The 12,796-nt window shown below is 66.5% G+C and carries 9 protein-coding genes; 1 reads left to right on the top strand and 8 read right to left on the bottom strand.

The features are described from left to right. Nucleotides 1-82 precede the first annotated feature (82 nt). The 5 genes from paoC to BES08_RS00565 form a co-directional block, all read right to left on the bottom strand. A complete protein-coding gene (gene paoC / locus BES08_RS00585; RefSeq protein WP_069707403.1) occupies nucleotides 83-2,278 on the bottom strand; it encodes an aldehyde oxidoreductase molybdenum-binding subunit PaoC in 2,196 nt (731 codons plus the stop codon). Then, a complete protein-coding gene (locus BES08_RS00580; RefSeq protein ID WP_069707402.1) occupies nucleotides 2,275-3,225 on the bottom strand; it encodes an FAD binding domain-containing protein in 951 nt (316 codons plus the stop codon). The genes paoC and BES08_RS00580 overlap by 4 nt, the downstream gene beginning before the upstream one ends. Then, a complete protein-coding gene (paoA, locus tag BES08_RS00575) occupies nucleotides 3,222-3,860 on the bottom strand; it encodes an aldehyde dehydrogenase iron-sulfur subunit PaoA (protein WP_069707401.1) in 639 nt (212 codons plus the stop codon). Before paoA ends, BES08_RS00580 begins: the two co-directional genes overlap by 4 nt. A 321-nt stretch (nucleotides 3,861-4,181) precedes the next feature. Further along, entirely contained in the window at nucleotides 4,182-5,504 is a 1,323-nt protein-coding gene (locus tag BES08_RS00570) for an MFS family transporter (RefSeq protein ID WP_069707400.1), read from the bottom strand. A gap of 144 nt (nucleotides 5,505-5,648) precedes the next feature. Continuing rightward, on the bottom strand, nucleotides 5,649-6,110 hold the full coding sequence (locus BES08_RS00565) for an Lrp/AsnC family transcriptional regulator (RefSeq protein ID WP_036522468.1): 462 nt from the start codon (nucleotides 6,108-6,110) through the stop codon (nucleotides 5,649-5,651). 135 nt (nucleotides 6,111-6,245) lie between these two features. Here BES08_RS00565 and BES08_RS00560 point away from each other — a divergent pair, with 135 nt between their 5' ends. Beyond that, complete coding sequence (locus tag BES08_RS00560; protein WP_008832263.1) at nucleotides 6,246-7,295, top strand: Leu/Phe/Val dehydrogenase; 1,050 nt, start codon at nucleotides 6,246-6,248, stop codon at nucleotides 7,293-7,295. Nucleotides 7,296-7,490: 195 nt separating this feature from the next. On the opposite strand, the gene BES08_RS00555 is transcribed toward BES08_RS00560, so the two are convergent. From BES08_RS00555 to BES08_RS00545, 3 genes are read right to left on the bottom strand one after another with little or no spacing between them, the layout of a single operon-like run. Continuing rightward, on the bottom strand, nucleotides 7,491-9,281 hold the full coding sequence (locus BES08_RS00555; RefSeq protein ID WP_069707399.1) for an acyl-CoA dehydrogenase C-terminal domain-containing protein: 1,791 nt from the start codon (nucleotides 9,279-9,281) through the stop codon (nucleotides 7,491-7,493). Between the two features lie 41 nt (nucleotides 9,282-9,322). Beyond that, entirely contained in the window at nucleotides 9,323-11,647 is a 2,325-nt protein-coding gene (locus tag BES08_RS00550) for a 3-hydroxyacyl-CoA dehydrogenase/enoyl-CoA hydratase family protein (RefSeq protein ID WP_069707398.1), read from the bottom strand. Next, entirely contained in the window at nucleotides 11,644-12,780 is a 1,137-nt protein-coding gene (locus tag BES08_RS00545; protein WP_008832266.1) for a thiolase family protein, read from the bottom strand. The genes BES08_RS00550 and BES08_RS00545 overlap by 4 nt, the downstream gene beginning before the upstream one ends. Nucleotides 12,781-12,796 lie beyond the last annotated feature (16 nt).

Below are 12,796 nucleotides of genomic sequence, written 5' to 3'. Positions count from 1 at the left end.
GGCTTGCACGCGAGTCTACGGCTGAAGCCAGTATCCGACTGGAAGTCGGAGGGGTTCCTCCCCGAAAGAGGACTCTAAAGGCTCAGACCACTTCGCCCAGCTTGTCGAGGTGCTTGTCCAGCGTGATGGGATAATCGCGCACGCGCACGCCGGTGGCGTTGTAGATCGCGTTCGCCACCGCCGCGCCGACGCCGCACAGGCCCAGTTCGCCCACGCCCTTGGCCTTCATGGGAGAGACCTTGTCGTCCGCCTCGTCGAGGAACACGACCTCCTGATGCGGAATGTCGGCATGGACCGGCACTTCGTACCCGGCGAGGTCGTGGTTGACGAAGAAGCCGAAGCGCTTGTCGACCGCCAGTTCCTCCATCAGCGCGCCGCCCACGCCCATGGTCATCGCCCCGATGACCTGGCTGCGCGCCGCCGTGGGGTTGAGGATGCGCCCCGCCGCGCAGACCGCCAGCATGCGCCGCACGCGCGTCTCGCCGGTGTAGCGATCGACGGCCACCTCGACGAAGTGCGCGCCGAAGGTGGACTGCTGGAACTTCTTGCCTAGATCGCCGAACTCGATCGAGTCTTCCACCACGATCTCGCCGCCCTTGGCCGCAGCAGCAATGTCCGCGACGCGGTTGCCGACATGGACCTGTCCGTTCTCGAACACTGCCTCGCCCGGCCCGAGGCCCAGCTTGCTGACGATCGCCTCGCGCAGCTTGACGCAAGCCGCGTAGAGCCCCGCCGTCGAGGAGTTCGCCCCCCACTGCCCGCCCGATCCGGCCGAGACCGGGAACGAGGAATCGCCCAGCTTCACCGTCACCTTGGCAAGCGGTACGCCCAGCATCTCGGCCGCGGTCTGCGCCATGATGGTGTAAGTGCCGGTGCCGATGTCGGTCATGTCGGTCTCGACCGTGACCTGCCCCGAGGGGCTGAGCCGGACGCGCGCGCCGGACTTCATGTTAAGGTTGTTGCGGAACGCCGCCGCCACGCCCATGCCGATCAGCCAGCGGCCGTCCTGAACCTGGCCCGGAGCCTTGCGCCGCGCCCAGCCGAAGCGCTCGGCGCCCTCCTCCAGACAGCGCACGAGGTTGCGCTGCGAGAACGGGCGCTCGGGCTTTTCGGGATCGACCTGGGTATCGTTGATGACGCGCAGCTTCACCGGGTCCATGCCCAGCTTCTCGGCCAGTTCGTCGACGGCGATTTCCAGCGCCATCAGGCCGGGCGCCTCGCCCGGCGCGCGCATGGCGTTGGCTTCGGGCAGGTCGAGAACGGCGAGACGCAGCGCGGTCATGCGGTTTGCACCCGCGTAGAGCAGCTTGGTCTGCTGCGTGGCGCTTTCCGGGCCGCCGCCTTCGAGATCGCCCGACCAGCTTTCGTGACCGATGGCGGTCAGCTTGCCGTCCTTCGTCGCGCCGAGGCGGATGCGCTGGATCGTCGCGGGGCGGTGCGTGGTGTTGTTGCCCATGAACGGACGCGGCAGCGCGACCTTGACCGGACGCTTCGCCGCCTTCGCACCCAACGAGGCCATGAGCACGTCCGAGCGCAGGAACAGCTTACCGCCGAAACCGCCGCCGATATAAGGCGCAATCAGGCGGACGTTCTCAGGGGGAATCTGCAGCGTGCGGGCAAGATCGCCCGCGCCCCACGCGACCATCTGGTTGGCGCTCCAGACGGTGAGCTTGTCGCCCTCCCACGCGGCGATGGTGGCATGCGGCTCCATCATCGCGTGGCTCTGGTCGGGCGTGGTGTACATCTGGTCGAGCTGCACCGGCGCGGCGGCGAAGGCTCCCGCGAAGTCACCCACGGCGGTCGGCGCGTCGGAGCCGGTGGCGTCCGGCGCATCCACCTTGGCGGCGGCGAGGTCGAAGGCGCCGCCGTCGCGCGCATAATCGACGTCGATCAGCGCGGCGGCGGAGCGGGCCTGCTCGAAGGTTTCGGCGACGACCACGGCGATCGCCTGATGGTAGTGCTGGATCTTCGGCCCGCCGAGCAGCATCGCGGTGTTGAAGTTGCCCTTGGCGATCTTGCCCGCGTTGCGGTGCGTGACCACGGCGACCACCCCCGGCGCGCGTTCGGCGCGCGAGGTGTCCATCGAGCGTATCGTGCCCTTCGCCACCGCCGAGCCGACGACGTAGCCGTAAGCCGGTTTCCCCGGCAGTTCCTGATGCTCGTAGGCATAAGGCGCGTGGCCGGTGACCTTGAGCGGGCCGTCGATGCGCGTGGTGGGCTTGCCGACGACCTTCATGCGGTCGATCGGGTTGGTCCCTGCGGGGGTATCGAACTTCATGCTTTTGCCTCCGCAAGAACCGCCGCGATGGTGCGCTGGGCGAGGGTCAGCTTGAATGCATTGTCCTCGCGCGGGGTGGCCCCGGCGAAGAGTCGGTCGGCGACGGCCTTCGAGCCCTTGGGCAGCAAGGCGTCGGCTTCCTCGACACGCCACGGCTTGGGCGCGACACCGCCGAGCGCCACGGCGCCCTTCCCGTCCTTGCCGATCACCGCCGCGACGGAGACGAGCGCGAAGGCGTAGGACGCACGGTCGCGGACCTTGCGGTAGATATGCGTGCCGCCCCTGGGCTTGGGGAGCGCGACGGAGATGATCATCTCGCCCTTCTCCAGCGCGGTTTCCACGTGCGGGGTCTGGCCCGGCAGCGTGTGGAAGTCGGCGATGGGAATGGCGCGGGTGGTGCCGTCGGGGCGGATCGTCTCGACCGAGGCATCGAGCACGCGCATCGCCACCGCCATGTCGCTGGGATGCGTGGCGATACAGGCGTCGCTGGTGCCGATCACGCCGAGCGGACGACTGAAACCGCCGATCGCCGCGCAGCCCGAGCCGGGCTTGCGCTTGTTGCAGGGCATGTTGACGTCGTAGAAATACGGGCAGCGGGTGCGCTGGAGCAGGTTGCCCGCCGTCGTCGCCTTGTTGCGCAGCTGGCCCGAAGCGCCCGCAACGAGCGCGCGGGTGAGCACGCCGTAGTCCTTGCGCACGCGCGCGTCGGCGGCGAGGTCGGTGTTGCGGACCAGCGCACCGATGCGCAGGCCGCCGCCGTCTATAGGCTCGATCTTGTCCATACCGAGACCGTTGACGTCGATCAGGTGCGTCGGCGTCTCGATCTCCAGCTTCATCAGGTCGAGCAGGTTGGTGCCACCCGCGATGAAGCGCGCGCCCGGCGTCGCGGCGACTTTCGCAGCCGCATCCTGCGCGCTCGTGGCGCGCTCATAGGTGAACGGCCTCATGCCTTCACTCCTGCGACCTGAGCCATGGCTTCGGCGATGTTGGAGTAAGCGCCGCAGCGGCAGATGTTGCCGCTCATGCGCTCGCGCATCTCGGTCGTCGTCATCGGCGAGGGCTTGGAGACGTCGGCCGTGACGTGGCTGGGCACGCCGGCGCGGATCTCCTCGAGCACCGCGACGGCCGAGCAGATCTGGCCCGGTGTGCAGTAGCCGCACTGGTAGCCGTCATGCTCGACGAAGGCGGCCTGCATCGGGTGCAGGTTGTCGGGGCTGCCGAGGCCTTCGATGGTGGTCACCTCGTCGCCCTCGTGCATCACCGCCAGGGTCAGGCACGAGTTGATGCGGCGGCCGTTGACGATGACCGTGCAGGCGCCGCACTGGCCGTGGTCGCAGCCCTTCTTGGTGCCGGTCAGCTTCACATACTCGCGCAGGGCATCGAGCAGCGTGGTGCGGGTGTCCAGCTCCAGCCGGGTCACCTTGCCGTTGATCTTGAGGCTGACGGCGGCATGCGGCGGCGCGGCGGTCTGAGCCTGTGCCATCGCCACGTTGCCCGGGCCGAGCGAACCGGCGATCGCCGCGCCCGTCGCACTGGTCTTGAGAACGTCGCGCCGAGAGATCGCTCCGTATCCTTCCGTCATGGGTGATGCTTTCTTTTAAGAGACGACCACGGCAAAACCGCAGCCGATTCACGCCTTCCTTGCCCAAGGCGCGCCCTATGTGACCATCAACCCACTCTGCCCGGATAAGTTGCCCGGCGCTACGGCGTCACGATTGCATGCGATGTTGAGTAATGTTCATCACTGTGCACAGCATAACTATACACAGCAGGATATAGTACCGTCCCGCATGTCGATGTTGGATTACATCTCTTCTCGTCATTGCGAGCGCAGCGAAGCAATCCAGAGCGGCGCAAGACTGCCCTCGATTGCTTCGCTGCGCTCGCAATGACGATGCAGGCTCTAGGCCGTGGCCACGCGGTCCAGCGGATTTTCGCGGCGGGTGTCGGGCAGCATCAGCGCCGCCACCAGCGACACCACGCAGAACGCAGTGACGTACCAGTAGAAGCCGTGCTCCATGCCGATCTGCTTGAAGGCGAAGGCCACGTTCTCCGCTGTGCCGCCGAACAGCGCGTTGGCCACACCATAGGCAAGGCCCACGCCCAGCGCGCGGACATGGACGGGGAACAGCTCCGCCTTGAACAGCCCGCTGACGGAGGTGTAGAAACTGCAGATCGTCAGCCCCGCCGCGATCAGCAGGAACGCGGTGACGGGGCTTTTCGTCACCGCCAGCGCGCTGAACAGCGGCACCGTGAACACCACGCCCAGCGCGGCGAAGGCGACGATGTTGTTGCGCCGCCCGATCCGGTCGGAGAGCAGGCCCATCAGCGGCTGCTGGATCATGAACACGATCAGCACCGCCGTCATCATCAGCGTCGCCGTCTCCTTGGCCATGCCGACGGTCAGGACGAGGAACTTCTGCATATAGGTGGTGAAGGAATAGAACATCAGGCTGCCGCCCGCCGTCAGCGCCGCAACGATCAGGAAGGCGCGGGTCGAGTGGCGGAATAGTTCCGCTAGGCTTCCAGCCTCGGCGCCTTCACGGTCCCTGGCGTCTGCGGTCTCGTGCATGTGATCGCGCAACAGCACGATGCACCCGGCGGCGACGGCACCGATCAGGAAGCCGATGCGCCAGCCCCACGCCTTCATCCCGGCATCGCCCAGGAGCTGCTGAAGCAGCAGGATCACCAGCGTCGCGGTCAGCTGCCCGCCGATCAGCGTGACGTACTGGAACGAGGACCAGAACCCGCGTCGCTTCGGCCCGGCGATCTCGGAGAGATACGTAGCCGCCGTGCCGTACTGCCCGCCGGTCGAGAAGCCCTGCAGCATGCGTCCCAGCAGCAGCAGCGCCGGAGCCGCGACGCCGATCGTCGCGTATGTCGGAAGCGACGCGATCAGCAGCGCCCCCGCACCCATCATCAGCACCGAGACGACCATCGCCTTCTGGCGCCCGTGCCGGTCGGCATAGCGCCCGAAGAACCATCCCCCGATCGGCCGCATCAGGAAGCCCACCGCGAAGATGCCGCTGGTCGCCATGACCTGCACCAGCGCGTCGCTCTTGGGGAAGAACTCGGAGGAGAAATAGAGCGCGGTGAAGGCGTAGACGTAGAAGTCGTACCACTCGATCAGATTGCCCGCAGAGCCCGCGACGATGGCCTTGAGGCGCATCCTGTCCGTCAGTTGCGGCGCTTCGGGGGTGGGTTCGATCGTGAGGGGGTGCGACATCCAAAACCTTTCATCATCCAGAACCGCTGGCAGGTTGTACCGAGGGGGCTTCGCCAAGCTCAGCCTGAGCGGAATTGGGAATTTACACTACCCCCGCTCACCCTGAGCCTGTCGAAGGGTCAGGCACAATTTGTCGAAGCCCCATCAGATCGGCAACGCCGTCGTCGCCTTGATCTCCGACAGCGCGACCGTCGAGGTAATTTCCTGAACGCCGGGAAGCTGGGACAGCTTCTCGAAGAAGAAGCGCTCATAGGCGCTGATGTCCTCGGCGACCACCCGGATCATGAAATCGACCGAGCCCAGCAGCACGTAGCAGTCCAGAACCTCCGGATATTCGCGGATCTTGGCGGCGAATTCGTCGAGGTTGGCGCGGCCGTGGGCGTTCAGCTTCACCTGCACGAAGACATGCGCGTTGAGGCCGACCTTGTGCCGATCGACGATCGCCACGCGGCGCTGGATGAAGCCCTCGCGCTCCAGCCGGTCGATCCGCCGCCAGCAGGGCGAGGGGGACAGCCCCACCCGCTCGGCGATCTGCGCCGTGGTCTGATTCGCGTCGCGCTGCAGTTCGCGGAGAATTTTTCGCTCATATGGATCAAGCTCGGTCATTTTCACCGAATATCACGGCACACCCGACTTCGTCGCGTCGAATTTTCCGTAAATCACTCCAAATGAGGTCAGAACGCTCTCGCCTGCAGCGGCATAATGCAGGGGCTAACACCACTCCCGCATGGAGCCTTGACGATGGTTGCCCAGACCCGGCGCATGATGCCGCCGATCGAATATGTCCGCCTGTCCGACGAAGCCGCCGGTCTTGACGGCATCATCGCCATCCACTCCACCGCGCGCGGGCCTGCGGCGGGCGGCTGCCGCCTGTGGACATACGACGACCCCGAAGCCGCCATGCGCGACGCCTTCCGACTGGCCGAGGGCATGAGCTACAAGAACGCCATGGCCCACCTGCCGCTCGGCGGCGGCAAGGCCGTGCTACGCCGCCCCGCCGGTGACTTCGACCGTCGCGCGCTGTTCGAGGCATTCGGCGAGGCGGTCGAGAAGCTCGATGGCCGCTACGTCACTGCCGAGGACGTCGGCACCGGCGTCGCCGACATGGAGTGCGTGGCGCGCCATACCCGCCATGTCGCGGGCCGCACCGCGCTGCCGGGCCTTGCCGGCGGCGATCCCTCGCCCTGGACCGCGCTCGGCGTGTTCGAGGCGATGAAGGCGGCGGTCGAGTTCCGCTACGGAAGCGGCCTTGCGGGCGTGACGGTGGCGATCTCCGGCGTCGGCAATGTCGGCGCGGGGCTGGCGCGGCTGCTCCACGGCGCGGGCGCGAAGCTGGTGGTTGCCGACATCGACCCGCTGCGCTGCGCGCGTCTCGCCGAGGAAACCGGCGCGCGGATCATGGGGATCGCGGGCATCGCCGCCGTGGAGGCCGAAGTCTTCGCGCCCTGCGCGCTGGGCGGTGCGCTCGATGACGCGACGGTCGAGGCATTGCACGCAAAGGTCGTGTGCGGTGCGGCCAACAACCAGCTTGCCGCGCCGCATGTCGCGGACCTGCTGATGGAGCGCGGCATTGCCTATGCCCCGGACTATGTCGCCAACGCGGGCGGCATCATCAACGTCGCGGCCGAATACCTCGGCGAGAGCGAAAGCGAAGTGCGCGGCCGGGTCATGGCGATTGGTCCGCGCATGCGCGAACTGCTGGATACCGCCGCCAGCGACGGCCTGCCGCCGCCGGTCGTGGCCGATCGCATGGCCGAGGAACTGATGCGGCCGGAGACGGTAGCTGCTTAATAGAGGCCCACCCTTGCCCCCTCCCGCAAGCGGGAGGGGAATGAGAGGTCACTCTCGTTTACACGTCGTCATTCCCGCGAAGGCGGGAACCCAACTGATGACAGAGCCTGTTGCACCGGCATCAGATGGGTCCCCGCCTTCGCGGGGATGACGGATTTTAGAACGAGGGGGTGGGCAACCCCCACCCCTCCCCCATCAGAACGCCGCGTCTTCCAGCGCCATCATCGAGGCCTTGCCCGCCTTGATCGCCAGGAACGCTGCCGTCGCCTGCGGCAGGATGCGGTCGAAGTAGAACTGCACCGTCGCCAGCTTCGCCTTGTAAAAGCCCGCGTCCTCGCTGCCTTCGCCCAGCCTGTCCCGCGCGATCAGCGCCGACTTCGCGAAGCAGTAGGCCATCGCCACTAGCCCCATCAGCCGCAGGTAATCAGTCGCCGCAGCGCCTGCTTCCTCGGGATCCTTCATGCCCTTCTGCGCGATGGTGCCGGTGGAAAGCTGCAGCGCACCGAACGCCTTCTCCAGCGCGGCGATCATCGGACCGAACTGCGCATCCGCCTTGTTCGCTTCCACGAAGGCCGACACCGGATGGAAGAAGCTGCGCAGATAGCGCCCCATGTGCGCGGGCATCTTGCGGCCCACCAGATCGAGCGCCTGGATGCCGTTAGTGCCCTCATAGATCATCGCGATGCGCGCGTCGCGGGCGTACTGCTCCACGCCGCTCTCGGCGATGTAGCCGTGGCCGCCGTAGACCTGCACCGCCAGATTGGCGCTCTCGTGGCCGAGGTCGGTGAACAGCGCCTTCACCACCGGGGTCATCAGCGCGATGAAGTCCTCGGCGTTCTGCTTCACCGCCGGGTCGGTCGCGTGCTTCTCGGCATCGAGCGCGCGGCTGACCCAGCCGCCCAGCGCGCGGCAGCCTTCGTTGTAGGCGCGCATCGTCATGAGCATGCGGCGCACGTCGGGGTGGACGATGATCGGATCGGCCGGGCCGTTCGGGTTCTTCACGCCCGACAGCGAGCGCCCCTGCAGGCGGTCCTTCGCGTAGTAGACCGCCGACTGATAGGCCGCCTCGCCCACGCCAAGGCCCTGCACACCCACCGAGACGCGCTCGGTGTTCATCATCTTGAACATGGCCTCCATGCCCTTGCCCGGCTTGCCGACGATCCAGCCGGTGGAATCGTCGAAGTTGAGCTGGCAGGTGGCCGAAGCCTTGAGCCCCATCTTGTGCTCGATCGCCGCCACCGAGACGCCGTTCGACGGACCCGGGGTGCCGTCGTCCTTGGGCAGATACTTGGGCACCAGGAACAGGCTGATCCCCTTCACGCCCTCGGGCGCATTGGGCAGGCGCGCGAGGACGAGGTGGACGATGTTGGGCGTCAGGTCATGCTCGCCCGCCGAGATGAAGATCTTGGCGCCGGTCAGCTTGTAGGAGCCATCCTCCTGCGGCACCGCCTTGGTGCGCAGCATGCCGAGGTCGGTGCCGCAGTGCGGCTCGGTCAGGCACATCGTGCCCGACCATTCGCCCGAGACCATCTTCGGCAGGTAGAACTGCTTCAGATCCTCGCTGGCGTAAGCCTCGATCGCGGTCGTGCCGCCGTGCGTCAGGCCGGGATAGAGGCTGAACGAGAGGTTGGCCGAGCAGATCATCTCCTCGGTCATCTTGTTCACCGCTTCGGGAAGGCCCTGCCCACCCCACTCGGGGTCCGACGCGAGCGCGCACCAGCCGCCGTCGCGGAACATTTCGTAGGCTTCCTTGAAGCCCTTGGGGGTGCGGACCACGCCGTTTTCCAGCACGCAGCCCTCGATGTCGCCGGAGCGGTTGAGCGGCAGCAGAACTTCCTGCGCCACCTTCGCCGCCTCTTCGAGCACGGCATCGACGAGGTCGGGGCTGAATTCCTCCAGCGCCTCCAGATTGCCGAAGCCGTCGTCCTGATGGAGTTCGTGGATCACGAACCGCATGTCGCGCAGGGGCGCCTCATAGACTTGCATGTGTCACTCTCCTCGGGCGGCGCGGTGGCCGCCCTGTTATCTTAATTGCGCAGCGGCTTGCCGGTTTCGAGCATGTGCTCCACCCGGGCGATCGAGCGCGGACTCCGGACCAGCCGCATGAACGCCTCGCGCTCCAGCTTGAGCAGTTCCTGTTCGCTCACCACATCGACCAGATCGGCCTCGCCGCCGGTCAGCACCGTCGCCAGCGCATCGGAGACGACCATGTCGTAGTCAGTGGCCTTGCCCTGCTTGTGGAAGCCCTCGGCCGCCATCGACAGCGCGGTGCGGCCACTCTCGCCGGGCAGGCGGAAGTGCGGGGCCTCGCGCGGTTTGTAGCCCTCGACCAGCGACAACGCCTTCTGCTTGGCGTCGTAGAGCAGGCGATCGCGGTTCATGGTGATCGCGTCGTCGGCGCGCAGGAACAGCATCTCCTTCGCCTGCGCCGCAGACTTCGACACCGAGGCGGTGGAGACCGTCTCGAACACCTTGGCGACGGCGGGCATCGGGCCCTTCGGCATCATGGGATTGCTCTGCCAGCGGTCGAGCAGTTCGCCATTGCCGCCCCAGCCCGGGACAAGGCCGACACCGCATTCGACGAGGCCCATGTACAACTCGGCATGGGCCTGGATCGCATCGCAATGGAGCAAAATCTCGCACCCGCCGCCCAGCGCCATGCCCGCCGGCGCGCCGACCACGGGGAACGGCGCGTACTTCAGGCCCTTGTACGCCATCTGCCCACCGGCGACGAGCTTCTCGATCTCGCTCCACGCGGCGATGTTCACCGCGAAGATCGCGAGGCCGAGGTTGGCGCCCGCCGAGAAGTTGTCGGCGTCGGTGTAGACGACCAGAGCCTTGTACTTCGATGCCACCAGCGGGATCGCCTCGACGATCAGCTTCATGACCTCGCCGTCGAGCGCGTTCATCTTGCCGGTGAATTCGAGGGCGGTGACACCGTCGCCGATGTCCCACAGCGCGGCGGACGCATTCTTAAGCAGCGGTTTGCCTGCCAGCTTCACGTCGGCGAGGCTGAGGACGCCTTGGGGGCGTTTAATGTCCCCGTAGGTGCCGTTGAGTGCCAGTGCCTGTCGCACCCCGTTTTCGATGCGATAGAACGGCCTGTCGCCCGCCACCTTGAGGATTTCAGGGACAGGTTTTCCTTCGGATTCAAGGCGCTGCGCCAGCCAGGCGGCGCCCAGCTTGTCGATCATCTCGAACGGCCCGGCCTTCCAGTTGTAGCCGAGCTTCATCGCATCGTCGATCGCCACCACATCGTCCGCCGCCGACGGAATCAGCGAAGCCGCATAAGCCAGCGTCCCGCCCAAAACCGCCCAGGCGTATTCGCCGATCGGCCCCTTGGTCTCGACCAGCGCACGAAGGTCGCCGCGGGCCGCCTTGCCCGAGGGACCGGCAGCGCGGATGGTCTCGCGGTACTCGCCGGTAGCAAGGTCGATGGCCTCCTTACGGCGGCTCATCTCCTTGTTAAGTCTGTAGAATCCACCCTTGCCCTTGCGTCCGATATAGCCGTCGGCGATCATCTTTTCGATAAGCGGATGGCTGCGCGCGATGGCGTGGTAGGGGTCGTCCTTGGGCAGCGTCGAGGTCAGGCTGGCCTGCAGATGCGGCATCAGATCGATGCCGACGAGATCGACGAGGCCGAAGATCCCGGTCTTGGGCACGCCCATGGGCTTACCCGCAACGGCATCGGCCAGTTCGACGCTCAAGCCCTGATCGAAGGCCGCGTTGAGGCCCAGCTGGATCCAGTAAGTGCCTATGCGATTGGCAATAAATCCCGGCGTGTCCTTGGCCTTCACCACCGTCTTGCCCATCGCCACGTCAGCGAATTGCTCGACCTTAGCGGCGACACCGGCATCGGTATCCGGCCCGGTGACGATCTCCAGCAGCCGCATGTAGCGCGGCGGGTTGAAGAAGTGGGTGATGAGGAAGTCGCGCCTGAACGCCTCGGAACGGCCATCGACCAGCTGCGCCAGCGGGATCGTCGAGGTGTTGGACGACACCGCCGTCCCCTCGCGCTTCACCGCCTCCAGTTTGGCATAAAGGCCCTGCTTGATGTCGAGGCGTTCGATGACGGCCTCGATCACCCAGTCGCATTCGGCAATCTTTTCAAGGTGATCCTCGATGTTGCCGGTCTCGACGAGCTTCGCGGCAGCCTTGCTCATGAAAGGCGCGGGCTCGGTCTTGAGCATCTTCGCCACCGCGCCTTCGGCCACGGCATTGCGGTTGCCGCTTTCCTTGGGCACGATGTCGAGCAGCAGCACCGGCACGCCCGCATTCGCGACCTGCGCGGCGATCCCGGCACCCATGGTGCCCGCGCCGATGACGCAGACTTTCTTGATCGGCTGGCTCATTCCACGGCCTCCAGAACGGTGGCGATGCCCTGACCGCCGCCGATGCACTGGCTGGCGAGCGCGTACTTGCCGCCCTCGCGCTTGAGCAGCGATGCCGCCTTGCCGACGATGCGCGCACCGGTCGCGCCAAGCGGGTGGCCGATGGCGATCGCGCCGCCGTCGATGTTCACCTTGGCGGTGTCGAGGTTCAGGTCCTTGATGCAGGCAAGTGCCTGGGACGCAAAGGCTTCGTTGAGTTCCACGACGTCGAGGTCGCTGGCGGAAATCCCCGCGCGCTCCAGCGCCTTCTGGCTCGAGAGGATCGGGCCGAGGCCCATAGTCTCGGGCGCGCAGCCGGAGATCGCGACCGACTTGATGCGGGCGAGGATCGGCAGTCCGTGAGCACGCGCGTATTCCTCGGTGGTCACCAGCACCGCGCTGGCGCCGTCGGTCAGCGGGGAGGAGGTGCCCGCCGTCACCGAACCGTTGGCATCGAACGCGGGCTTCAGGCCAGCAAGGGCTTCGGCGGTGGTTTCGGGGCGGATCGTACCGTCTTCGCTGACGGTGCCACCCTTGGTTTCGATGGGCACGATCTCATCGGCCAGCTTGCCTGCTTCGCGCGCGGCGGCGGCCTTCTTCTGGCTCTCGACGGCGAGCGCTTCCTGTTCGCCGCGCGAAATCTGATACTGGGTGGCGACGTTTTCGGCCGTCTCGCCCATGCCGATATAAGCGGCGGTCGACTTAGCCAGCGCCGGGTTCGGCAGCGGGTTGAAGCCGCTCATCGGCACCCGGCTCATCGATTCGATACCGGCGCAGATGAATACCTCGCCAGCCCCTACGGCGATCTGGCCCATGGCGATGTGAATCGCGCTCATCGAGGAGCCGCAGAAACGGTTCACCGTCATCCCGCCGACCGACTGCGGCAGTCCCGCAATCTGGCCGATCAGGCGCGCGACGTTAAGCCCCTGCTCTCCCTCGGGAAAAGCGCAGCCGACGATGATGTCCTCGATATCGGCGGGCTCCACGCCGGTCTTGGAAATCAGCCCCCGGATCACCTGCGCGGCGAGGTCGTCGGGGCGGACGCGGGCGAGTGCGCCCTTGTTGGCCAGGTGAAACGGCGAACGGGCGTAGCCCGCGATCACGACGCTTTGCATGCATTCCTCTCCATGG

Origin of the sequence: Novosphingobium resinovorum (assembly GCF_001742225.1) — a bacterium.
GTDB lineage: Bacteria > Pseudomonadota > Alphaproteobacteria > Sphingomonadales > Sphingomonadaceae > Novosphingobium > Novosphingobium resinovorum_A.
This window is presented reverse-complemented; position numbering and strand designations above follow the sequence as displayed.

Coding starts and splice junctions, on each gene's coding strand:
- paoC (WP_069707403.1), bottom strand. CDS start 2,278: ATGAAGTTCGATACCCCCGCAGGGACCAACCCGATCGACCGCATGAAG.
- BES08_RS00580 (WP_069707402.1), bottom strand. CDS start 3,225: ATGAGGCCGTTCACCTATGAGCGCGCCACGAGCGCGCAGGATGCGGCT.
- BES08_RS00545 (WP_008832266.1), bottom strand. CDS start 12,780: ATGCAAAGCGTCGTGATCGCGGGCTACGCCCGTTCGCCGTTTCACCTG.
- BES08_RS00565 (WP_036522468.1), bottom strand. CDS start 6,110: ATGACCGAGCTTGATCCATATGAGCGAAAAATTCTCCGCGAACTGCAG.
- BES08_RS00570 (WP_069707400.1), bottom strand. CDS start 5,504: ATGTCGCACCCCCTCACGATCGAACCCACCCCCGAAGCGCCGCAACTG.
- BES08_RS00560 (WP_008832263.1), top strand. CDS start 6,246: ATGGTTGCCCAGACCCGGCGCATGATGCCGCCGATCGAATATGTCCGC.
- paoA (WP_069707401.1), bottom strand. CDS start 3,860: ATGACGGAAGGATACGGAGCGATCTCTCGGCGCGACGTTCTCAAGACC.
- BES08_RS00555 (WP_069707399.1), bottom strand. CDS start 9,281: ATGCAAGTCTATGAGGCGCCCCTGCGCGACATGCGGTTCGTGATCCAC.
- BES08_RS00550 (WP_069707398.1), bottom strand. CDS start 11,647: ATGAGCCAGCCGATCAAGAAAGTCTGCGTCATCGGCGCGGGCACCATG.